We start from the raw sequence: 22,170 nt of genomic DNA on the forward strand, positions 1-22,170 counted from the left end.
GAGGCCCTGACAACGGCTCCCCTCGTAGAGGGGAGCCGGCTCGCGAAGCGGGACCGAGGGGGAGGAGGCGCCGTCGGCAGTGGAACACATGAATATCACCGAAACGCTCAAGGAAGCCGAGCGCGAACTCGCCGCGGCAGGCGTCGACACGCCAGCCTTCGACGCGAAGCTGCTGCTCGCCCATGCGGCCGGCATCGCACCGCGGGACGTCGACATGCTCCGTCTGCTGGGGCGTCCGCTTCCCGAATCATTCGACGCCGACGCCTACCACGCCATGATCGCCCGCCGTGCCGCGCGCGAGCCGTTGCAGCACATCACCGGTCATGCCCCGTTCCGCTACCTCGATGTGGAGGTCGGCCCGGGCGTGTTCATCCCCCGTCCGGAGACCGAGACCGTCGTGCAGGCCGGAATCGACTGGCTCGCCGGGCGGCACATCGCAGACCCCCGCATCGTGGACCTGTGCGCCGGCAGCGGCGTCATCGGCCTGTCCGCCGCCGTGGAGGTCGCCGGCAGCGAGGTATGGGCCGTGGAACTCAGCGAACCCACCCATGCATGGACCGAACGCAACCGGCGACGCGTCGTCGCCGACCATCCCGACGTGGGGGAGCGGTACCATCTCGTCCTCGGCGACGCCACGGCGCCCGAAACCCTCCGCGATCTCGACGGCACCATCGACCTCGTGATATCCAACCCGCCGTACGTCCCCGAATCCGAAATCCCCGAACAGCCCGAAGTACGCGACCACGACCCCGAACTCGCCTTATACGGCGGGTCGGCCGACGGACTGCGCATCCCCGAACGCATCATCGACCGTGCGGCGACGCTGCTGCGAGACGGCGGCGCGCTCGTCATGGAACACGACATCTCACAGGGCGCGGCATTACGCGCATACGCCGCCGCGCGCGGGTTCGCCGACCCGCGCACCGGCGACGACCTCACCGGCCGTCCACGCTACCTGTTCGCGGTGAAGGCCGGCATATAGGACGTCTATTGCGCGTACTCCTGATACGCGCTGGCGTCCGCGTCGGTGATGGTCCTGATGACCCGGGCCGGATTGCCCACCGCCACCGAATTCGCCGGAATGTCCTTCGTCACCACGGCGCCCGCGCCGATCACGCATCCGTCGCCGATCGTCACGCCGCCCAGCACCGTCACATTGCCGCCGAACCAGCAGTTCGACCCGATGACAATCGGCTCGCCGTACTCGTAGTCGTAGAAGCTGCCGTCCTCGCGCTGCCGCACGTTGCGGTCCTGCCAGCGCAGCGGATGCATCGGCGGCAGCAGCGACACGTTCGGGCCGAACAGCACGTCGTCGCCGATCGTCACCGGCGCGCAGTCGAGCACCGTGAAATTGAAGTTCGCGAACACGCGCTCGCCGATCGTCATATGGATGCCGTAGTCGAAGAACACGGGTCCCATCACATCGAGGCCCTTGCCGTGGCCCGGCAGCAGCTCGTCCAGCACCTCGGCGCGGGTCTTCTCGTCGTTGCGGGAGAGCGCGTTGAACTTCGTGCACAGGTCTCCGGCCGTTTTACGCAGCGCCACGAGTTCGGGGTCGGACGCGTCGTACAGTTTGCCGGCGAGCATTTCCTCGCGTTCGCTGGCGCGCGGGGTCCGGGGGGTAATCGGGGGTGTGTTGGTCATCGTGCACTTCCTTTTACGTGTGTGTACGTTCGTATCGTAGTTCACGAATCGCGAGATACACCCCGAAAACCGGCTTTTCGGAGTGGTATCTCGCGATTCGTGAATTGGCGTGCGGCCATCGTCGGGGCGCAGTGATGCAATAATGAGGCTCGAAAGGGAGGAAACATGGTCCGAATCATGCCGATTGATGAGACGTCACTGGCCGTCGCGGCCGATACGATCCGCAGCGGCGGGATCGTCGTGCTGCCCACCGACACGGTGTACGGCGTCGCATGCGACCCGCGCAACCGCGACGCCGTGGCGAGGATCTTCGCCGCGAAGCATCGTCCCGCGGCCAAGACGCTGCAGGTGCTGTTCTCGTCCGTCGACGAACTCGCCGACTACGCGCTCGAGCTGCCGGTGCCGCTCGACCGCCTCTCCCGCGCGTTCCTGCCGGGGGCGTTCTCGCCGATCTGCATCGCACGCGACGACTGCCCGCTGGTCACGGTCCGCACCGTCGCGAACGCGCATCCCTCCCGGACGCAGGGCATCCGCGTGCCCGATTCCGAGGACACGCTGCGGATCCTCCGCGTCACGGGTCCGCTCGCCGCATCCAGCGCCAACCTCTCCGGCGGCGAATCCGCCCAGACCGCGCGGCAGGCGGCGGACGCGCTCGGCGATTCGGTCGACCTGTATCTTGATGGCGGCCCCACGCCCGGCCCGTTGTCGAGTACAGTGGTGGCGTCGGACGTTCACGGACGGGACGGCATCGCCATCCTGCGCGAAGGCGTGATCGACCAACGCACCATCCGCCAGGCGCTGCACGACCCGACCCCCGCCGCATGAACGGGCGGCGACGCACGACGAACACGATGATGGAGAGCAGCACATGAGAATCTACCTGTTCATCGCCGCCATTGCCGGCGGCGCGACGTTCCTGCTGACGCCGATCGTCCGCCACGTGGCCATCGAATTCGGCGCGGTCGGCCAGGTGCGCGCCCGCGACGTGCATACGGTGCCGACCCCTCGCATGGGCGGCGTCGGCATGATGCTCGGCTTCGTGGTAGCCATGTGCTTCGCCAGCCGGCTGTCGCTGACGCGCGGGCTGTTCCACAATTCCCTGCAGCCGTGGATCATCACCATCGGCGCAGTGCTCGTCTGCCTGCTCGGCGTGTGCGACGACCGCTGGGACCTCGACTGGATGCTCAAGCTCGCCGGCCAGCTCATCATCTCCGTGTTCGTGGCATGGGGAGGACTGCAGGTGGTGTCGCTGCCGTTCGGCTCCCTCGTCGCCGCGTCGCCGAGCATGTCCATGGCCATCACGGCCATCCTCATCGTGGCGTCCATCAACGCCGTGAATTTCGTCGATGGCCTCGATGGCCTGTCGTCGGGCATCGTGGCGATCGGCGGCGTCGCGTTCGCCATCTATTCGTACATCATCGCCCGCAATTCACCCAGCTATGCGTCGATGGCCACGATGATCGACGTGGCCCTCGTCGGCATCTGCGTCGGGTTCATCCTGCACAACTGGCATCCGGCGAAACTGTTCATGGGCGATTCCGGCTCCATGCTGCTCGGCTATCTCGTCACCTGCGCGTCGATCGTCATGACCGGGCGCCTCGACCCGACGACCATCCACGCCAGCATCTTCCTGCCCATGTTCATGCCGATACTGCTGCCCGTGCTCGTATTGTTCCTGCCGGTGCTCGACATGTGCCTGGCCATTACGAGGCGTCTGGCGAAGGGCCAGTCGCCGATGCACCCCGACCGCATGCACCTGCACCACCGCATGCTGCGCATCGGGCACACGGTGCAGGGGGCCGTGCTCATCCTATGGGGCTGGGCGGCGCTCATCGCCTTCGGCTCGATCATGGTCCTGTTCTTCAGCGTCAGATACGTGGCCATCGGCTTCGTCATCGCCGCCGCGATACTGACGTTCGCCACGCTGTACCCGTATTTCCGCCGCCGCATCCCCGAGATTCGCGAGGAGAACGCCGCCATGTCCGCCGCGCGCGAATCGGCGAAGGGTAATATGGGACGTCCGAAACATAGCACGGATACGGTTACGACGGGACGACACCGCCGGCCCGGCCGTACGCCGGCCGGACCGGATGACAAACGCGAAACGCACTGAAACGCGAAACGCACTGACGGCATGCACACCGACGATACGCAAAACGACGATTACCGACGACGGATGGAAGACACGATGAACGACAAGACCACCGACGACAACATCACCACCGACGAGAAGACCGGCGACAAGCCGCGCGGCCGCTTCGGCCGGCCGAAGCGCGCCGGCGAGGAGACCATCTGGGAGCTCATGTACCGGGCCATCTACCAGAGCCTGCTGTTCATCGGCATCTTCGCCGTGGTCGGCGTGATCGTGGGCTACATGTTCTATGGCCTGCCGGGCATCTGGTCGGCGGTCATGGCCTTGGTGGCCGTGGTGCTGTTCTGCCTGTCCAACCCCGTGCTCGTGGCCATCCTCAGCCGTATGCACCTGCGTCCGGCCGCGTATCTTACCTGGTTCCTGCTCGGCTGGATGATCAAGGTGGCCATCGTGGCGGTGATTCTGCTGAGCATCAAGGACGCCACGTGGCTCAATCCCAAGCTGTGCGCCATCCTGCTGCTGGTCGGCGCGATGATCATCCTTGCCGCCGAGGTGCATACGGCCGCCACGTCGCGCGTCCCGTATGTCGACCCGCCGACGCGCGATTCTTCCAAGGACTGAGACGCCGATTTCGTGTCCAAGACACGAAATGGTAATGAGGTCTACGCACGCCTATAGAGTAAATCTATGGCTTCTAACACTTCAGAACAAGAGTCCACATACAAACCGCTCGCCACTCCATTCCAGCAGCTTGGACTGGCCTATGATGACGTTCTGTTGCTCCCCAACGAGACCGACGTCATCCCGTCCGAAGTCGATACCTCGACCCGCCTGACGCGCGAGATCACCATGAAGTCCCCGGTGCTCTCCTCCGCCATGGACACGGTGACCGAAGCCCAGATGGCCATCGCCATGGCCCGCAACGGCGGCATCGGCGTCATCCACCGCAACCTCAGCATCGAGGACCAGGCCAACCAGGTCGACATCGTCAAGCGCAGCGAGTCCGGCATGATCTCCGACCCGCTCACCGTGCAGCCCGACGCCACGCTGACCGACCTCGACAAGCTGTGCGCCGCCTACCACGTCTCCGGTCTGCCGGTCGTCGACAAGGACGACCATCTGGTCGGCATCATCACCAACCGCGACATGCGCTTCGTGAACCCGGACGACTACGACCGTCTGCGCGTCTCCGACGTCATGACCAAGGAGAACCTCATCACCGGCCCGGCCGACATCTCCAAGGAGGACGCCCACCGTCTGCTCGCCCAGCACAAGGTCGAGAAGCTCCCGCTCATCGACGGCAACGGCAAGCTCGCCGGCCTGATCACGGTGAAGGACTTCGTCAAGACCGAGCAGTACCCGGACGCCACCAAGGACGAGCAGGGTCGTCTGCGCGTGGCCGCCGGCATCGGCTTCCTCGGCGACGCATGGCAGCGCGCCACCGCCCTCATGGAGGCCGGTGTGGACGTGCTCGTCGTCGACACCGCCAACGGCGAGGCCCGTCTGGCCCTCGACATGATCCGTCGCATCAAGGCCGACCACGCCTTCGACGGTGTGCAGATCATCGGCGGCAACATCGCCACCTACAACGGCGCCAAGGCCATGATCGAGGCCGGCGTCGACGCCGTCAAGGTCGGCGTGGGCCCCGGCTCCATCTGCACCACGCGCGTGGTCGCCGGCGTCGGCGTCCCGCAGCTCACCGCCGTGTACGAGGCCTCCCGCGCCTGCAAGGAGTTCGACGTCCCGTGCATCGCCGACGGTGGCATCCACTACTCCGGCGACATCGGCAAGGCCCTCGTGGCCGGTGCCGACTCCGTGATGCTCGGCGGCCTGCTCGCCGGCTGCGAGGAGGCTCCGGGCGAGAAGGTGCTCCTGCACGGCAAGCAGTACAAGATCTACCGTGGCATGGGCTCCCTCGGCGCCATGGCCCCGCGTGGCAAGAAGTCCTACTCCAAGGACCGCTACTTCCAGGCCGACGTCACCACCGCCGACAAGGTCGTGCCGGAAGGCGTCGAAGGCCAGGTGCCCTACCGCGGACCGCTCAACTACGTGCTGTACGAGCTGGTCGGCGGCCTGCACCAGACGATGTTCTACGTCGGTGCCCACAACATCCCCGAGCTGCAGGCGAAGGGCAAGTTCATCCGCATCACCGACGCCGCGCTGCGTGAATCTCACCCGCACGACATCGTGATGACCAAGGAGGCCCCGAACTACACCGGCTTCCACAGCTGATCCTGAATCACGCTGAACCCACGCAAGTAGCCGGCCACCGTTCCGTCCCCACCAAGGGAACGTGAACGGTGGCCGGCTACTTGCGGTGTCTTTCGGTCGTTTTCATGGCGAAAAACGACCGAAAGACACCGCAAATTCCAGGTACCGGGGTCATCCGCCCGTATTTCGGTGCCCGGGCGGGCGGTATCGCGGCGTTACGCGAACCAGAACCCCTGGAAATCGTATTTGAACACGCGGTAGATGAACACGCTGTTGATTTTCATCGTGTAGTCGCGCAGCAGCGTGCCATCCGCGGTGTATACGTCCCATGTGCCCTTGATGCCCGATTCGGTGATGATCGTGCCGTCCGAATACTCCTCGGCGCTGCTGATATACCCTGAATACGGCACCGCGAAGCGTTTGACCAGCCTGTACGTGCCCGCCTTCTCATCGACGAGATACTTCTGGAAGTACGATTTGTTGCTCGTGTCCTTCGATGCGAGATTCGTCACCATGCCGGGGATCTGCGACCAGTCGTAGTCGGTCGTCGAACTCACGCCGCCGTTGTTGTTGAACATGTAGATGTAGTACTGGCCGTCGGGCAGCGAATCATCTTTCTCGACCGTCACCGTGTGCTGGCCGCCTGAACTGGGGAAGTCGCCGATCTTGGCGAGGTTGTATGTCGCATAGTCGGTGCTTTGCCAGAACGTCTTCTCGCCGATGATGTATTTGAGCGTCGGTTTGGTGCTCACATCGTCGATCTTGATGATGGACGACGTCTCACGCGAACTGACGATGATGCTATCGTCGTCGGCCACGTACTGGATGGTGTTGAGATGAATCCAGTCCCATGCGTCCGAACCGCTGTCGGTGGACGTGGCCTTGGCGTCGGCGTCATGCTTGGTGCTTGCCTTGTATGAGGTCATGAGCGTGCCCATGTCGACCGCCAGCGTGGTCTTGCCGGTGGCGAGGTTCACGCGCACGACCTTGTCCTGCACGGAGTTGCCCTTCATGTCGGTGGCGAGCACGAGCAGGTCGCCGTCGTCGTCGAACACGTAGTCGTGGTGGAGGATGTAGCGGTCGCCGAGATTGTAGAACTTCTCGATGCGGCCGAGCCTGTTCATCGCCACGATGTCGTGTGTGGAGGCGCTGTAGTACATGAGCCCGTCCTTGAAGACGAGTCGCTGTGCGCGATAGTAGAGGATGGGGATTTCGCCGCGCAGCACGCCATAATCGTCATACAGGTAGATGAGGTCCTGTTCGTTGCTGTCGTTGCCGAGCACCGCGTACAGGCCGTTGCCCATCGTGCCGGCGTATTGCGTTTCGGTGCCGGCCTGCGTCACGGAATGGTCGAGCTGGACCTGCTCGTCGCCGATGGTGGCCGGTGCCGTGCGGTGGATGACACGCGTGGTGGTGCTGCCGTCCTGCTTGGTCATCGTGATGGTGATGTCGTTGCTCTTGCCGGGAATCAGACCAAGGACTTGGAACTCATGCACGGTGGAGTAGCCGTCGCCGCCGGACGGTGTGGCGGAGAAGTCGGGGTAGTCGGTCGATGGTGCGCTCACCGTATAGGAGACCTTGACGATGTCGTCGGTCTTGAAATACACGTACAGCGACGTCGTGTTGGTCCCATACGGGTTGTTCTCCACCAGCATGTGGTCGGCTGTCCAGCTGCCGGACGACTTCTTCTCGTCGAGTTTGGTCTGCGCCGCCTCCTGGTATTCCTTCGTATAGATGCTCTTGATTTCGGAGGAGACGTCGGTCTTCGCGGACGCCCGTTGCGTGGAGAACGCGACGATGCCGACCGTCGCGGCCATGGCGACGGCGACGACCGCGCTGCACACGGTCTGTATGGTGCGACGGGTACGGGCGGAGACGGATGGTCGGGTTTGGGAATCCGGGGATTCCCGGAGTCCGACGGCTTGCGCGATGTTCATACTGGCCTTTCGACGGGACGACTGCGCGCGGCATGGCGTGTGCGGATGGCCGCACACGCTGCGCACGGCTGGTGTGCCCGATGCGTGGATTCGCGCGCGAATGCCTTCAATCTACGGTCGCCGTCTCCATTGAATCTGGACCGAAACTGAAAGCCGCGTGCGAACTCCCGCAATCATCCCTGAGGATGATATTCCCCGGTCGCCATGGATGACGTCAGAGGTGATATCTCGCCGGATGATTGCCATGGTGTGGGCGTGTGCGTCTGCCTGATTGCCTCCACCGTTTCTATGACGATGGATTCCCCCGCAACAATGCTGTGAATACGGTGTAATCCATGATTTCGCTTCGTGTTCGATGGATTACGCCGCTTTTCGTCATTATGACGCCGTCGTCCATCGAAAATAGGGTGATTCCCATGGATTACGGCGCATTTTCGCATGAAATGCACCGTCGTCCATGACGGCTGGGGAAGTCGGCTCTTCAAAACCGCATGATTCCAACGATTCCTGAATCCCGACCGTCAAATCTTGATGGACGACGCCGCAAAAACCACTATTGTGCGGCGTCGTCCATCGCAATGAGGCCTTTTCTCATGGACGATGCCACAAATCCGCCGGATTGTCGCTTCATCCATCGGAATCAGCCGGTTTCCTCGTAGACGGAGATGTTCGATTCACTGTAATACTTTTTGACAATATCGAGCCGAAAGGTCAATGGTGCACAATCATTTATGATTGCACCTGTCACTGAATCGAGTAGCCTTTTTTGAAGACGAATGTTGCATATTTGTTCTGGGCTGCTAAATCCGTTCTATCGCGCCAGACAAACCCGATCATTTTGGCGTCTGAGGGAACATTGAATACATAGCTGATGTTGGCTGTTATTCCGGGCTGAAGCATATCGTTGCATCCCGGATTCCCGGGGATTTTGAACAGATCATCAATGGGGGTGTATAGCTGGTCGCTTTCATTCATGGCTTTGATTTCCAACGGATATCCGCAGGTGAGGTCTATCGGCTCTTTACTGTTGTTTTTGACCGCAACCTGTATCGAGAGGAATTTCGTTCCGCTTGAAGGCGTGAGATTCGGCTGCTGGCCATTCCATTCCTGAGGAACGCTTCCGGGTTCATTCATGGATTTGAATGTCATGGACAAAGCGCCGTTGGTTTCCGTCTCTCCTGCAAGTTTGTTGCGGTTCTGGGAATCCGTCCCGGAACCATCGTTCTGATTTTCACTGCTCGAATCGGAACCTCCATTGTCGGTGAGAAGCTGGTTAAGTTCTTTCAGCGCTTTATATTGTTTTTCTGCTTTATTTGCTCGAGATGTTTCATCGTCCAGTTTTTTCTGGATGTTATCCATTTCGGCTTGCGTATATGTGTTTTCTTTTGGAATGACCAATGCCAAAGAGACAAGAACGACTATTCCTACTAGAAAAGCGGCCAATAGGCTGAGCGCAAATTGCCATATCTTTAGAGAAATCACTCTCGTTTGCGGCTGTACAGGATGCGCGGAAGGAAGATTCTGCGGTGAACCGTAAGCGGTACTGCCTTGATTCTGACTCGGTTGGGCGTAAGCGCCATATTCCGGAGCCGGTCGGTATTGTGGTCCGGGATTAATGGGAGCTTGGTTCGGGGGCGTTGCCTGTAATGGAGCGCTCTGCGGAGGATTGTGGAATGGGGGTTGTGGGGTTTGGGGTTGTGCGGCTGATGGCGCCGGGCTGACGGATGGTGTCTGATCAGCTCCTAGAGGCTGTGCCCCCCCCCCGAGCCGTTGGCGGCTGATCGGCGGAAGCCGAGGAGTCGTTGTTTTCCGATGGGATGTTCTCGGCAGGGTTGCTGGCAGGGTTGTTTTCTTCGCTCATGATGTCCCCTCTCTGGTGTTGGCCTACATCATTGGATAAGCACGACATTTTCCAATCATAGACATTTGGCGGCGCTTTTGGGGCGGTTTACGCGGGAATGTCTGGGGGAATACTGCGAGGTGACAACAGTAGGGCATGGAAAAAGGTCCTGCCGCCTTTTGGGCTGCAGGACCTTGGGGAGGGATGGACGGGATGGTACGTCTTGTGGGGTGTGGTCCGGCCGGATTGGGTCGGCGACCGGACCACGGGGTGTTACTGGTGGGGTGTTACTTGACGCGCTTGATGCCGAGGACGGCAATCGCGGCGATCGCGGCCATGGCGATGGCGGTCGGGAACACGAAGTTGTAGGAGTGGGTGGCGGCGACGATGCTGGAGGTGATCGCCACGCCGATGGCCTGGCCGGCGCAGGTGGCGATGTTCATGAAGCCGAGGTCCTTGCCGGCGGTCTCCTTGTTCGGGAGCACGTCCACGTTCAGCGCCTGGTCGACGGAGAGGTACATGCCGTAGCCGAAGGAGGCGATGCCGCCGAAGAGGAACATGCCCATCTGGGTCGGGAAGATCCACGGCATGGCCAGACCGATGGCGAACACGGCGCAGGCCACGGCGATCGGGGCCTTACGGCGGTGCAGCGCGTCGGCGATCGGGCCGGAGATCAGGGAGGCGACCATGGAGGCGACCATGGTGAGCACGGAGATCACGGACATGGAGACGGCGGCCTGCGCGGTGCTTTCGTGGATGTGGTCGGTCAGGATGTACAGCTGGTAGCTGAAGATCATCTGGTAGGCGACAATCAGGCAGGTGCGGCAGATGAACGCGCGGTAGAAGTCGCCGCAGTCCTTGAGCGGCGGGGTGAGGGACTCGATGATGACCTTCCACATCGGCTTCGAGGTGTCCTTCACCATGTCCTTGCTGGACGGCTCCTTCGGGGTGATGACCACGGCGAGCACGCCGGCGGCGAGGGCACACAGGCCCGTGCAGATGAAGCCGACTTCGACGTTCTCGATGAAGCGGGAGCCGATGAGAGTGCCGATGCCCTGGCCGATCACGCCGCCGCCGCCGATGGCCGCGGAGACGGTCGCACGGTTGGATTCCTCGACACGGTCGGAAATCAACGCGTAGATGGGCGCCTGCACCATGTTCAGACCGATGAGGGCGATGACGTAGAAGACGCCGATGAGCACGGCGGTGGACGGGCGGCTCAGCGACCAGAAGCAGATGCCGTAGATGAACGCGCCGGTGAAGATCCACGGGGTACGCTTGCCCCATTTGCTGGCGGTGCGGTCGGAGAGCGCACCGATGAACAGCGCGATGAAGATCGACGCGATGGAGCCGGCTGCGTTGATGGTACCGAGAGCGGCGGTCGACGTGGTGGCGTCCATGCCGAGGTCGGCGCGCAGACGCTGCGGCACGAGCACCGACATGGTGCCGAAGAAGGCGACGCCGGACAGTACGGCGAAGGCCATGAAGCCGCCGACATAGCGCCACTTCTCCGACTTGGTGTTTGCGGGAGTCGGATTCACTGTTGCAGTGGTCATTTTCCTTTTCTCCTCTTCCTTGAGTTGCTGATTATTCGAATGAAGTATGTGGGATTGGTGGTCGGTCGGGGCGCATGATGCTCGACACACTCAAGGTGCCAGCTGACGCTGGCCCTCGCGCTCGATGCATCGCGCTCGCATCGCCTACAAACAGTCCGCCGGACTGTTTGCTTAACGGCTCAGCGGCCCCGCGCCCGAACAAGCCGGGCGCTAGCCTACGGTCGAGCATCATGCACCCCTCTCTTCCGGGGTCACATCGTCGAAAGGGGCGGGATGATGAGGGTTAGAGCTGGAGCCAGGCGGAGGTGTCCTGGGGGAGCTTGCCGTCCTCGGTCAGCGGACCGGAGGTGAGCAGCAGCTCGCCGGCGGGCAGGTCCACCGGGTCGGCGCCGAAGTTGGTGATCGAGGCCCAGCCGTTGGCACGCTTGTAGGCGATGGTGCCTCCGGTGAAGCCGTTGGCGCCGTCGGGCTTGCCGCTGGAACGGTCCTCGGGCAGCCATTCGATGCTCAGGTCGGTGGTCTGCAGCTTGTGGCGCAGCTCCAGCACCTTGCGGTAGAGGTTGAGCATGGAGTCCGGGTCGGCGTCCTCCACGTCAGCGGCGAAGTCCTTGTACCATGCCGGCTGCGGCAGGTGCGGTTCCTCGGCGGCGTCGGCGGGGGAGAATCCGAAGGATCCGCCGGTGCCGAACTCGTCGTCGGGGTACTCGAGCTTCGGGGCGTCGGTCGCGGTCCACGGCAGCGGCACGCGGCAGCCGTCACGGCCCTTGGTGCTGGCGGCCTGCGAGGTGCGGTGGCCGGACGGGTCCTCGACGCGGTCCCACGGCAGGTCGGCCACCTCGAAGAGGCCGAGCTCCTCGCCCTGGTACACGTAGGCGGAACCGGGCAGGGCCATCTCCATGAGGATGGCGGCGCGGGCGCGCTTGGTGCCGAGCTCCTTGTCGAGCGGGTAGGTGGTGCCGTCGCGCAGCACCCAGTCCTTGGCGAGCTGGTGGTATTCGCTGGTCGGCACCTGCGGCAGGCCGTAGCGGGTGGCGTGGCGCACCACATCGTGGTTGCTCATCACCCAGGTGGCGGAGGAACCGGAGCGGTCGGCGCTGGCGATGCCCTCCTCGATGGCCTCGTGCATGGCGTCGCGGATCCAGTCCTTCTTGGCGAATTCGAAGTTGAAGATCTGGCCCAGGTCGTCGGGGCTGGCGTACAGGTACTGGCGGTTGGGCTGCACCCAGGCCTCGGCCACGGCGAAGGCCGGCGGGTCGTACTCGTTGAACACCTTGCGCCACTCGTGGTAGATCTCGTGGACCTCGTCGCGGTCGATGACCGGGTGGGAGCCGTCGTCGGGCTGGTCGGAGGTGCACCACACGACGTAGTTGTCGAGGTCGTCGCGGTCGAGGTCCTTGGCGAGGCCGTGGGCCACGTCCACGCGGAAGCCGTCGGCGCCGTGGTCGAGCCAGAAGCGCAGGGTCTTGATGAAGTCGGCGCGCACCTCGGGGTTGTTCCAGTTCCAGTCGGGCTGCTCCTTGGTGAACATGTGGAGGTACCACTGGCCGTCGGGCACGCGCGTCCAGGCGGGGCCGCCGAAGTGGTTCTCCCAGTTGCTCGGCGGGATGTCGCCGTTGGGGCCCTTGCCGTCGCGGAAGATGTAGCGGTCGCGCTCGGGGGAGCCGGGGGCCGCGGCGAGCGCCTCCTTGAACCAGGGGTGCAGGTTGGAGGAGTGGTTGGGGACGATGTCGACGACGACCTTGATGTTCCTGGCGTGGGCGGCCTTGGCGAGTGCGTCGAAGTCATCCATGGTGCCGAGCTTGGGGTCGACGTTGCGGTAGTCGTCGACGTCGTAGCCGCCGTCGGCGAGCTGGGAGGGATAGAAGGGGCTGAGCCAGATGGCGTCGACGCCGAGCTTGGCGAGGTAGTCGATCTTCTCGGTCACGCCGGCGATCTGTCCGAGGCCGGAGCCCTTGGAATCCTTGAATGAGCGGGGATAGACCTGATAGACGACGGCCTGCTTCCACCACAGTGCCGGGTCGCTGCTTGCGTTCTGTGCCATGACTCCTCCTTGAACTGGTTTTGAACGTTCTAGTCAAAACGGTTGTATTCAGCGTTTTCGATTTCTATAAAAGCGTTTGCATTAGCGGAAACGATAATCAAAGGCTTGGGAATGGTAAGTTTTGCCTACGTTTTCGTTGTCTCCTTTGACTATTGAATCTTAGGCGGTTGTTTGGGTGCCGTTTCCGGTATGTGTTGCGTTGGTATCGATAATAGCGCTTGCATAAAATTTATCAAAACGTTATCGGCGTGTCGTGGTAATGTGAGCGTTAAAACGTTGGAATTGCAATGATGGGTAAAGCTGCAAGCGTTTTTATGTATAATGAACACTACATGAGTAAGCAATGCAGCCATACATCGGCAAAGGAGGCGAATGATGGCAAGAACCACAATCACCGACGTGGCTGAAGCGGCCAAGGTCTCCGTATCCACCGTGTCCCGCGCCCTCAGGGGGCTGGACAAGGTCAATCCCGACACCCGCAAACGCGTCGAGGAGGCGGCGGAACGCCTCAACTTCTCGTTCTCGAAAAGCGCGTCGTCGCTGGCGAGCGGCAAGACCATGAAGGTCGCCGTGCTGCTGCCCAACGAGATCAGCAGCTGGTTCAACTCCCACGCGTTCGAGGGCATCTACGAAGTGCTGTCCCGGCAGGGGTACGACGTCATCCCCAACGTGATGTGGGAGCAGCAGGACCTCGACCGGTTCTTCAAGGCGCTGCCCAACAACCAGAACGTCGACGCCGTCATCGTCGTCTCGTTCGACCTCGACGACGACAAGAAGAAGGTCCTTTCGGAGCTGACCGTGCCGGTCATCGGACTCAACACCCCGTCCGACGACGGCCTCGACGCCTCCGCCAAGATCGACGACTTCGCCGCCATGCGCAGCGCCGTGCGACTCCTGCATTCGCTCGGGCACCGGCACCTCGCCTACATCGAACAGCCGGTCGTCTCGCCGTTCGTCTGCAGCGCGGAGATCCGGGCCAACGGATTCCGCGAGGCGGTGCGGGAGGCCGGATACCGTGACGAGGACGTGCTCATCGTGCCGTCCGTGATGCGCTCCGGCGTGCCGGGGGAGCAGGAGGAATACTCCGGCATCGCCGCCCAGCTGCTCAGCGCGCCCGTCAGGCCCACCGGCATCTGCGTCGAACACGACGGCTGCGCCGCCTCGCTCATCAAGGAACTGCGCCGCCTTGGCTGGGACATCCCCGGCGAGGTCTCCGTCATCGGATTCGACGACAGCGACATCGCCAACATTGCCGGGCTCACCACCATCCACCAGAACCCCGTGGAGACCGGACGGCAGGCGGCCATGCGGGCGCTGGCGCTCATGCGCGGCGAACGGCTCGAACACCCCTACGCCATCATGCCCACGTCGATGGTCCTGCGCGACACCACAGGCCAGGCCGCCGAACCCGCGGCGTGACATCGCCCGGCACCGGGCGAAATCATGGCGAAGAGGTATGCTTGCCTGTTCCAATACCACAGGTGAAAGGGCGAACATGGCATCGCATAACGACAACGAGACCTTTGACTCCGCGGCCTCGCGCATGATCTGGATCGACTGCGAGATGACGGGGCTCGACATCTTCCACGACGAACTGTGCGAGGTCTCCGTCGTGCCGACCGACTTCGACCTCAACGTGCTCGACGAAGGCATCGACCTCGTCATCAAGCCGTCCGACGCCGCCGTTGCGCACATGAACGACTTCGTGCGCAACATGCACACCTCCTCCGGGCTCATCGACGAATGGAACAAGGAGGGTCTGCCGCTCGACGAGGCCCAGCGCAAGGTCGTCGAATACGTGAAGCAGTGGCTGCCCGCCAAGGGCAAGGCCCATCTCGCCGGCAACTCCGTCGGCAGCGACAAGAAGTTCCTCGACCGCTACATGCCCGACCTCATGAGCCTGCTGCACTACCGCGTCATCGACGTCAGCACCCTCAAGGAGCTCTCGCGCCGCTGGTACCCGAACGTGTACCTCAACAAGCCCGCCAAGCACGGCGGCCACCGCGCGCTCGCCGACATCATCGAATCGCTCGACGAGCTGCGCTACTACCGCAAGGCGTTCTTCACGCCCGCCCCCGGACCGGACACCGCCGAGGCCAAGGCCATCGCCGCCGACATCGAAGCCACCAGCCTCCTGCGCAAGTACGAGGAGAACGGCAACCCGGTGGAGGACGTCAATACACCGGAAAAGGCCGATTACTAAATCGTCCTTTGTAGGGCATTCGTTCTGTAACGCCGTATGGACGGGAGTTCATACGGCGTTTACAGTGGTTTACGTCCTCGTGTGACGCAGACTCCCGATAATGGCACCATCCATCGGATCATCCACAAGGAGGGGTGCCATGACGAACGAACACGACAGCAACGAACCGGCCGACGAGAAACGCCCCACGCAGGGGGATTCCAGCTCCCGCCGCCCGCTGGGAAAGAACTTCCGCGCGTTCATGCGCGAGGGGTGGGACGAGAACGCCATCGACGCCGAGCCGTTGCCGTCCAGCGAATACACGCCGGCCCGATGGGAGGCCATCGGACGGCTGTTCCCCGGCGAGCGCCTCGTCTTCCCCGCGGGCGCGCACAAGCAGCGCAGCAACGACCTCGACTACGCGTTCCGTCCGAACACGTCCTTCGCCTATCTGACCGGCCTCGGACAGGACTACGACCCCGACGCCGTGCTCGTGCTCGAACCGGTGGCGCCCGGTTCGCCCGAAGCCAAGGCAGGGCGCACACACACGCCGGTGCTGTACCTTCACCAGCCGGCCGACCACAGCACCTCAGACTTCTACATGTCGGCCGAATACGGCGAATACTGGATCGGGCCGCGCCCGGGCCTCAAAGACTTCGAGACGATGACCGGCATCGAGACCCGCGACCTCGGCCAGTTCCCCGACGCCGTGGCCAAGGACGTCGGCCAGGGCGCGGTGCGCGTGCGTGTCATCCGCGAGGCCGACCCGCAGGCCACCGCCGCCGTGGACGCCGCCCGCGCGGCCGGCGGCCTCACCGACCCCGGTGACACCGACCTCGCCGACGCCAGGCTGCATGAGGCCAGCGCCGAATGCCGCATCGTCAAGGACGACTACGAGATCGGGCAGATGAACAAGGCCATCCGCGCCACATACAACGGCTTCAACACGGTGCTCTCGGGACTCGGCGACGTCATCGGCAAACCCCGCAGCGAACGCATGGTGGAAAGCCTGTTCAACGGCAACGCCCGCGTGGAGGGCAACACCGTGGGATACGACACCATCGTCGCATCCGGGGACCATGCGCCACGGCTCCACTGGATGCGCAACACCGGAACCATCCACGACGGCGATTTGCTGCTCATGGACGCCGGCGTGGAGGTGGACGACCTCTATACCGCGGACATCACCCGCACCTTCCCCGTCAACGGAAGGTTCACGCCATTGCAGCGGCGCGTCTACGACGCCGTGTTCGCGGCGCAGCAGGCGGCGTTCGACGCCTGCCGCCCCGGCGTGCCGTTCTCGGTGATCCACGACACCGTGATGCGCGTGACCGCCGAACAATTGCACGAACTCGGCATCCTGCCGGTGAGTGTGGAGGAGTCGCTCAGCCCCGAAGGGCAGCAGCACCGCCGCTGGCTCGCCTGCGGCGTCGGCCACCATCTCGGCCTCGACTGCCACGACTGCGCCCAGGCGCGCAACTCCGAATACTTCGACCGTCCGTTCGAGCCCGGCATGATCTTCACCATCGAACCGGGCCTCTACTTCCAGTCCGACGACCTGCTGGTGCCTCCCGAATTCCGCGGCATCGGCGTCCGCATCGAGGACGACGTGCTCATGACCGAGCACGGCCCCGAATGGCTGTCCGGCTACATCCCGCGCACCGCCGACGGTGTGGAGCGGTGGATGGCCGAACAGCGCTAGCCGCCGGCCCGACCGCCCTTTGTATCCGACGGCGGTCGGGCATGTTACGAATGCACTACGAACTAGACCGTGGTTCATAGCCGCTTTACGTAGAGGCAAACAAAGAGGACTTTTCCTTCGCTGTAATAATGAGCAACGCAGGGAGGAAGCAAATACCAACAGGCTGAAATGCCTGACATTCCAACGCTTCCCAACGTTTTCCCTGCAGGGGTTTCATTGTGTTGCAAATGAAGGGAGCTCGTATGGAGCCGCTTCTCGTAGTGCTCTCCGGACTTCCGATGACACTGCTCATCACCGTCGCGGCCTTCGCGATCGGCGCGGTGCTCGGAATTCCCATGGCGCTCGGACTACGGACCAGGGTCGCGCCGGTCCGATGGATAGTCCGCCTCGCCGTCGACCTGTTGCGCGGCATCCCCATGATCGTATGGCTGTTCCTGCTCAAATTCGGCCTGTCCACGCCGGCGTTCCGCATCACCGCGCTTGAGGCGGCCATCGTCGGACTCGGGCTGATCTCCGCCGGATACCTCGCCGACATCTACCGCGGCGGACTGCAGGCCGTGCCCAAAGGCCAGTACGAGGCCGCCGCCGCGCTCGGCATCCCCGGCACCGTATCGTTCTTCGGAGTCATCGTGCCGCAGGCCGCGCGCATCGTCAGCCCGTCCATCGCCACGTATGCGATCGGTCTGCTGAAGAACTCGTCCATCGCATCCACCATCGCCGTGGCCGAAATGGTCTTCATGGCCCAGGGATACGCCAAGCAGAACATCAACTCCGTGGCCGGCGTCATGCCCTACGCCATCGCCGGCGTGCTGTACATCCTGCTCAGCATCCCCATCGCCATGCTTTCGCGCCGACTCGACGCCAACCTCCGCAAGGCGGTGATCTGACATGGTACCCAAGGAACCGCTCCTGCAATTCTGGACCGACGGTCTGCCGAACATGCTCCACGGCCTGCAGATCAGCGCCGCGCTCGCCGGCGTCTCCATGATCATCGGTCTGCCGCTCGGACTGCTCTTCTGCATGATGGTGATGAGCCACAACCGCGTCGTCAGCACCATCGGCCTCGTCATCGTCGAGATCGGACGAGGCATGCCCGCCCTCATCATCCTCTACCTCGTCTACTTCGGACTGCCCAGCTTCGGCATCCTGCTCGAAAGCTTCCCCTCGGCCATCATCGCCCTCGCATGGAACTACTCCTGCTACTGCTCCGAGATCTTCCGAGCCGGCATCCAGGCCGTGCCCGGCGGGCAGAACGAGGCCGGCGACGCGCTCGGACTCGACGACCGCGTCACCTTCTTCTACGTGATCCTGCCCCAGGCGTTCCGCTCCATCATCCCCGCACTGCTCGGCCAGACCATCCTCCTGTTCCAGGATACGTCGCTGGCCTACACCGTGGCCGTGCCGGAACTCATGAAGGAGGCCTACACCTACGGCTCCACCACATTCCAGTACCTGCGCGTCTTCGTGCTCGCCGGACTGTGCTACGCCGTCGTCACCCTGCCCGCCTCCTGGATCACCCGCTGGCTCGAACGCCGGCTCGCGCTCAGCTACTGAACCCCACAACCGGTACCTGACCGCACACCAGACGCGCCTGCGACGGCCCGACCACCCGACACAGGCCACAATCCCACAACACCAGGTCGCAGCCGTCCGGCCGCCAACCCACAACACGACCGGACATCACAGAGAGGAACCACAATCATGCGCATCTCGCGAATCAACCGGGGAACGAAGCTGATCGCGGCGGCCTGCGCCGCGCTGATGAGTGTCACCGCGCTCGCCGCCTGCGGCGGCTCGAGCTCGTCGGGCGCCAAGGCGAACTGTACGCCGCTGGTGTCGAACATCACCACCATCAAGTCCGGCACGCTCACCGTCGGCGTCATCGACCAGCCGCCGTACTCCAGCTACAACAACGGCAACCCCACCGGCATGGACATCGACTTCATCAAGCAGATCGCCGACGCCAACTGCCTGAACGTCGAATACCAGCAGGCGTCGTTCGCGAACGCCATGCAGGCCATCGCCTCCGGCCAGATCGACACCGCCACCGGCGACATCAACGTGACCGAGAAGCGTGAGCAGGTCGTCGACTTCCCGCGCTCCATCTACCTCGAAGGCGTCGGCTACGCCTCCAAGAAGGGCGTGGACATCAAGTCCATCGCCGACATCGAATCCAAGGGCATCAAGTCCATCGGCATCGGCGACGGCTACGGCTGGCTCGCCGACATGCAGAAGGTCTTCGGCGACAAGGTGAAGACCTATCCGAGCTCCGTCGAGATGAAACAGGACCTCGAGGCCGGCCGCGTCGACATGATCATGGAGGCGTACGGCACCGCCGTCGACGAATTCAAGGGCAACGACAACATCGTCGTCGAATACGCCAACAAGAACCCCGACAAGCGCATCAACTCCCTCGTCGAGCCGCCCGAGGTCAGCTATCCGTACACCAAGGGCGACACCTCGCTCGGCCAGGCGTTCGACAAGGGCATCGAGAAGATCATCAAGGAGGACAAGGTCAAGCCCACGCTCAAGAAGTACGGTCTGGACGAAGGCCTCGCCAAGATCCGTGACAAGCAGTACGTCGTGCCCGCCACCAACTGACGGACGATGATATCGGACGATGCCCGTCCACGGTAGCCGCCGACCGAACGTCGCGTGACGCGCGTTCGGCGGCCTCCGCGGGCATGTATCAAACGGACGGATGCGACGCAAGGTCGCAGACAAAGGAGAAACCATCATGACATTGGCAACGCTCGTCTCGCAATCCGTGGCCTCCAACACCACCGACGACGTCGACCACAGCAAATACATGATCGAACTCGGCGGCGTGGTGAAGTCGTACGGCGGCAACACCATCCTGCACGAGGTGTCGCTGCGTGTGGAACGCGGCGAGGTGTGCTCGATCATCGGGCCGTCCGGCGCCGGAAAATCCACGCTGCTGCGCTGCATCAACCTGCTCGAGCAGCCCGACGACGGCAACATGGTGATCGACGGGCAGTTCGTGGACTTCACCGAGAACCTCGGCAAGGCCGACCTCATGGCGCTGCGCCGCAAATGCGGCATGGTGTTCCAGCAGTTCAACCTGTTCCCGCACATGAGCGCGTTGAAGAACGTGGTGTTCCCGCAGATGCACGTGCTCGGCCGCGGCAAGGAGGAGGCCGAGGAGCGGGCCATGGAACTGCTCAAGCGCGTGGGTCTGGAGGACCGTGCCGACCACAAGCCGTCGCAGCTTTCCGGCGGCCAGCAGCAGCGCGTGGCCATCGCCCGCGCCCTGGCGCTCGACCCGGCCGTGATGCTGTTCGACGAGCCGACGTCGGCCCTCGACCCCGAGGTGAGCGTGGACGTGCTCAACGTGATGCGCGAGCTGGCCGAAGGCGGCATGACCATGTGCGTGGTGACGCACGAGATGAGCTTCGCGCGCGAGGTCGGCGACCATCTCGTCGTCATGGCCGACGGGCGGATCATCGACGAGGGCGACCCCAAGGAGATCATGGCGCATCCGGTCAACGAGCGCACGAGGCAGTTCCTCAGCGCCGTGGGGCACTGATGGTATTGCCATGACGGGCTCCCCTCATGATGAGGGGAGCTTTTTTATACTGTGTTCTAGATGTTTCGACGGTAACTTGGCGGTAACACAAGAAAATATGGTGTGTAACACGCTTGCCTATACTTAATAAATAGAACACGTTCTAGAACAACGAATATAGATGACGTTGGGTTCTGGACCGTGGACGGCAGACAAGAAAGGGGTGGATCTCATGACAGCACGTCAGCATCACGTCATTCGATCCGCGGAACTGTTCGCCGAGGTGCCGGTCAGGAAACTCGCCGACACCGACGCGACGCCGCTCGCCAAGATCGAGGAATCCGGACTCGTCGGCATGGGCGGCGCCGGCTTCCCCACGTTCAAGAAGCTCAAGTTCGGCAAGGGCTGCGAGACGGTCATCGCCAACGCGGCCGAATGCGAGCCGCTGCTCGAACACAACACCGCCCGGCTCGAGACCGACGCGGCCAAGGTGCTCTCCGGGCTGACCATCGCCATGAAGGAGGTCGGCGCCAAGCGCGGCATCGTGGCCATCAAGCCCAAGAACATCAAGGCCGTCCGGTCGTTGCAGGCGGCACTGGACGCCGCCGCGGCCGGCGAATACGCCTTCGACGTCGACCCGGACATCGAGATCGCGTTCCTCAAGGACCGCTACCCGGCCGGCGACGAACGCGCCATCGTACGCGACGTGCTCGGCACGCTGCTGCCGCCCGACGCCATCCCCAGCGCCGCAAGCGCCGTCGTCATGAACGTCGAATCGCTGATGCGCGTGCACGACGCCGTCATCGAGAACCTGGCCGTCACCACCAAGGACCTCACCGTCGCCGGACACATCGAAGGCAGCGGATTCGACGACGACGTCAGCATCGTCGTCTACGACGTGCCGATCGGCGTCACCGTGCGCGAGGTGCTTGACGCACTGCACGTGCACGAACCGACCGCCGACGAGCAGATCATGATCGGCGGACCGTACATGGGCCACCTCGGCACGCTCGACACCACCGTGTCGGAGACCTGCGGCGGCATCATCATCGCCGGGCCGGAGATCCCCGACCCCGGCCCCATGGGCATCATCGTATGCGCCTGCGGCGCCAGCGAGGAGAGGCTCCGGGCCATCGTGGCTGCCAAAGGCGCGCCGCTCGTGGACGTCCGCCTGTGCAAGAACGCCTGCCGGTTGCCCAACGGGCGGCTCAAATGCCGCAACCCCGGCATCTGCCCCGGCCAGGCGCAGAACATCATCGCCCTCAAAAAGGAAGGCGCGGCCAGCGTGCTCATCTCGCACTGCACCGACTGCTCCAACACGGTGATGCAGGTGGCCCCCAAGCTCGGCATGCGCGTGCACCACGCCACCGACGCGTTCATGCGGGCCGGCGACGAGCCCATCATCCGCGCCTTCCGCAAGACCGTGAAGGCCGCATAAC

18 protein-coding genes are annotated in these 22,170 nt (G+C 63.3%); 13 read left to right on the top strand and 5 right to left on the bottom strand.

Annotation, left to right across the window (positions count from 1 at the left end):
* Positions 1 to 88 precede the first annotated feature (88 nt).
* A complete protein-coding gene (gene prmC, locus KIH77_RS04595; protein WP_219099932.1) occupies positions 89 to 982 on the top strand; it encodes a peptide chain release factor N(5)-glutamine methyltransferase in 894 nt (297 codons plus the stop codon).
* Between the two features lie 5 nt (positions 983 to 987).
* Here prmC and KIH77_RS04600 read toward each other — a convergent pair whose 3' ends face one another.
* Positions 988 to 1,644 carry a sugar O-acetyltransferase gene (locus KIH77_RS04600; RefSeq protein WP_219099933.1) on the bottom strand — a complete coding sequence of 219 codons (657 nt, stop codon included), beginning with the start codon at positions 1,642 to 1,644 and terminating at the stop codon, positions 988 to 990.
* Positions 1,645 to 1,809: 165 nt separating this feature from the next.
* On the opposite strand from KIH77_RS04600, the gene KIH77_RS04605 reads away from it, so the two are divergent.
* The 4 genes from KIH77_RS04605 to guaB all read left to right on the top strand — a co-directional run bounded on the left by KIH77_RS04605 (position 1,810) and on the right by guaB (position 5,968).
* The gene (locus KIH77_RS04605; RefSeq protein WP_219099934.1) at positions 1,810 to 2,469 is read left to right on the top strand and encodes an L-threonylcarbamoyladenylate synthase; all 660 of its coding nucleotides are present in this window, start codon (positions 1,810 to 1,812) and stop codon (positions 2,467 to 2,469) included.
* Positions 2,470 to 2,512: 43 nt separating this feature from the next.
* A complete protein-coding gene (locus tag KIH77_RS04610) occupies positions 2,513 to 3,757 on the top strand; it encodes an MraY family glycosyltransferase (RefSeq protein ID WP_219099935.1) in 1,245 nt (414 codons plus the stop codon).
* 75 nt (positions 3,758 to 3,832) lie between these two features.
* Positions 3,833 to 4,357 carry a Cg1360 family ATP-synthase-associated protein gene (locus KIH77_RS04615; RefSeq protein WP_219099936.1) on the top strand — a complete coding sequence of 175 codons (525 nt, stop codon included), beginning with the start codon at positions 3,833 to 3,835 and terminating at the stop codon, positions 4,355 to 4,357.
* 66 nt (positions 4,358 to 4,423) lie between these two features.
* On the top strand, positions 4,424 to 5,968 hold the full coding sequence (gene guaB, locus KIH77_RS04620; RefSeq protein WP_219099937.1) for an IMP dehydrogenase: 1,545 nt from the start codon (positions 4,424 to 4,426) through the stop codon (positions 5,966 to 5,968).
* Positions 5,969 to 6,162: 194 nt separating this feature from the next.
* On the opposite strand, the gene KIH77_RS04625 is transcribed toward guaB, so the two are convergent.
* The 4 genes from KIH77_RS04625 to KIH77_RS04640 form a co-directional block, all read right to left on the bottom strand.
* Positions 6,163 to 7,884: an aryl-sulfate sulfotransferase gene (locus tag KIH77_RS04625; RefSeq protein ID WP_219099938.1), complete on the bottom strand. Its 1,722-nt coding sequence runs from the start codon at positions 7,882 to 7,884 to the stop codon at positions 6,163 to 6,165.
* Between the two features lie 744 nt (positions 7,885 to 8,628).
* On the bottom strand, positions 8,629 to 9,366 hold the full coding sequence (locus KIH77_RS04630; RefSeq protein ID WP_219099939.1) for a hypothetical protein: 738 nt from the start codon (positions 9,364 to 9,366) through the stop codon (positions 8,629 to 8,631).
* A gap of 645 nt (positions 9,367 to 10,011) precedes the next feature.
* Positions 10,012 to 11,280, bottom strand: a complete 1,269-nt coding sequence (locus tag KIH77_RS04635; RefSeq protein WP_219099940.1) for an MFS transporter — start codon at positions 11,278 to 11,280, stop codon at positions 10,012 to 10,014.
* A gap of 283 nt (positions 11,281 to 11,563) precedes the next feature.
* On the bottom strand, positions 11,564 to 13,321 hold the full coding sequence (locus KIH77_RS04640) for a glycoside hydrolase family 13 protein (protein ID WP_219099941.1): 1,758 nt from the start codon (positions 13,319 to 13,321) through the stop codon (positions 11,564 to 11,566).
* A 375-nt stretch (positions 13,322 to 13,696) separates the two neighbouring features.
* Here KIH77_RS04640 and KIH77_RS04645 point away from each other — a divergent pair, with 375 nt between their 5' ends.
* From KIH77_RS04645 to KIH77_RS04680, 8 genes are all read left to right on the top strand, one after another.
* Positions 13,697 to 14,740 (top strand): LacI family DNA-binding transcriptional regulator, encoded by a 1,044-nt coding sequence (locus KIH77_RS04645; RefSeq protein WP_219099942.1) that lies wholly within the window; start codon positions 13,697 to 13,699, stop codon positions 14,738 to 14,740.
* Between the two features lie 76 nt (positions 14,741 to 14,816).
* Entirely contained in the window at positions 14,817 to 15,524 is a 708-nt protein-coding gene (gene orn, locus KIH77_RS04650) for an oligoribonuclease (protein WP_219099943.1), read from the top strand.
* A 139-nt stretch (positions 15,525 to 15,663) separates the two neighbouring features.
* Positions 15,664 to 17,205: an aminopeptidase P family protein gene (locus tag KIH77_RS04655; protein WP_219099944.1), complete on the top strand. Its 1,542-nt coding sequence runs from the start codon at positions 15,664 to 15,666 to the stop codon at positions 17,203 to 17,205.
* Positions 17,206 to 17,447: 242 nt separating this feature from the next.
* Positions 17,448 to 18,092, top strand: a complete 645-nt coding sequence (locus KIH77_RS04660; RefSeq protein ID WP_219099945.1) for an amino acid ABC transporter permease — start codon at positions 17,448 to 17,450, stop codon at positions 18,090 to 18,092.
* Between the two features lies 1 nt (position 18,093).
* Positions 18,094 to 18,759, top strand: coding sequence for an amino acid ABC transporter permease (locus KIH77_RS04665; RefSeq protein WP_219099946.1), 666 nt, complete (start codon positions 18,094 to 18,096; stop codon positions 18,757 to 18,759).
* Between the two features lie 147 nt (positions 18,760 to 18,906).
* Complete coding sequence (locus KIH77_RS04670) at positions 18,907 to 19,806, top strand: substrate-binding periplasmic protein (RefSeq protein WP_219099947.1); 900 nt, start codon at positions 18,907 to 18,909, stop codon at positions 19,804 to 19,806.
* Between the two features lie 136 nt (positions 19,807 to 19,942).
* Positions 19,943 to 20,752 carry an amino acid ABC transporter ATP-binding protein gene (locus KIH77_RS04675; protein ID WP_274607436.1) on the top strand — a complete coding sequence of 270 codons (810 nt, stop codon included), beginning with the start codon at positions 19,943 to 19,945 and terminating at the stop codon, positions 20,750 to 20,752.
* A 211-nt stretch (positions 20,753 to 20,963) separates the two neighbouring features.
* Positions 20,964 to 22,169 carry a proline reductase-associated electron transfer protein PrdC gene (locus KIH77_RS04680; protein WP_219099948.1) on the top strand — a complete coding sequence of 402 codons (1,206 nt, stop codon included), beginning with the start codon at positions 20,964 to 20,966 and terminating at the stop codon, positions 22,167 to 22,169.
* Position 22,170 lies beyond the last annotated feature (1 nt).

It is taken from the genome of Bifidobacterium pluvialisilvae (genome assembly GCF_019331695.1).
In the GTDB taxonomy this organism is placed as follows: domain Bacteria; phylum Actinomycetota; class Actinomycetes; order Actinomycetales; family Bifidobacteriaceae; genus Galliscardovia; species Galliscardovia pluvialisilvae.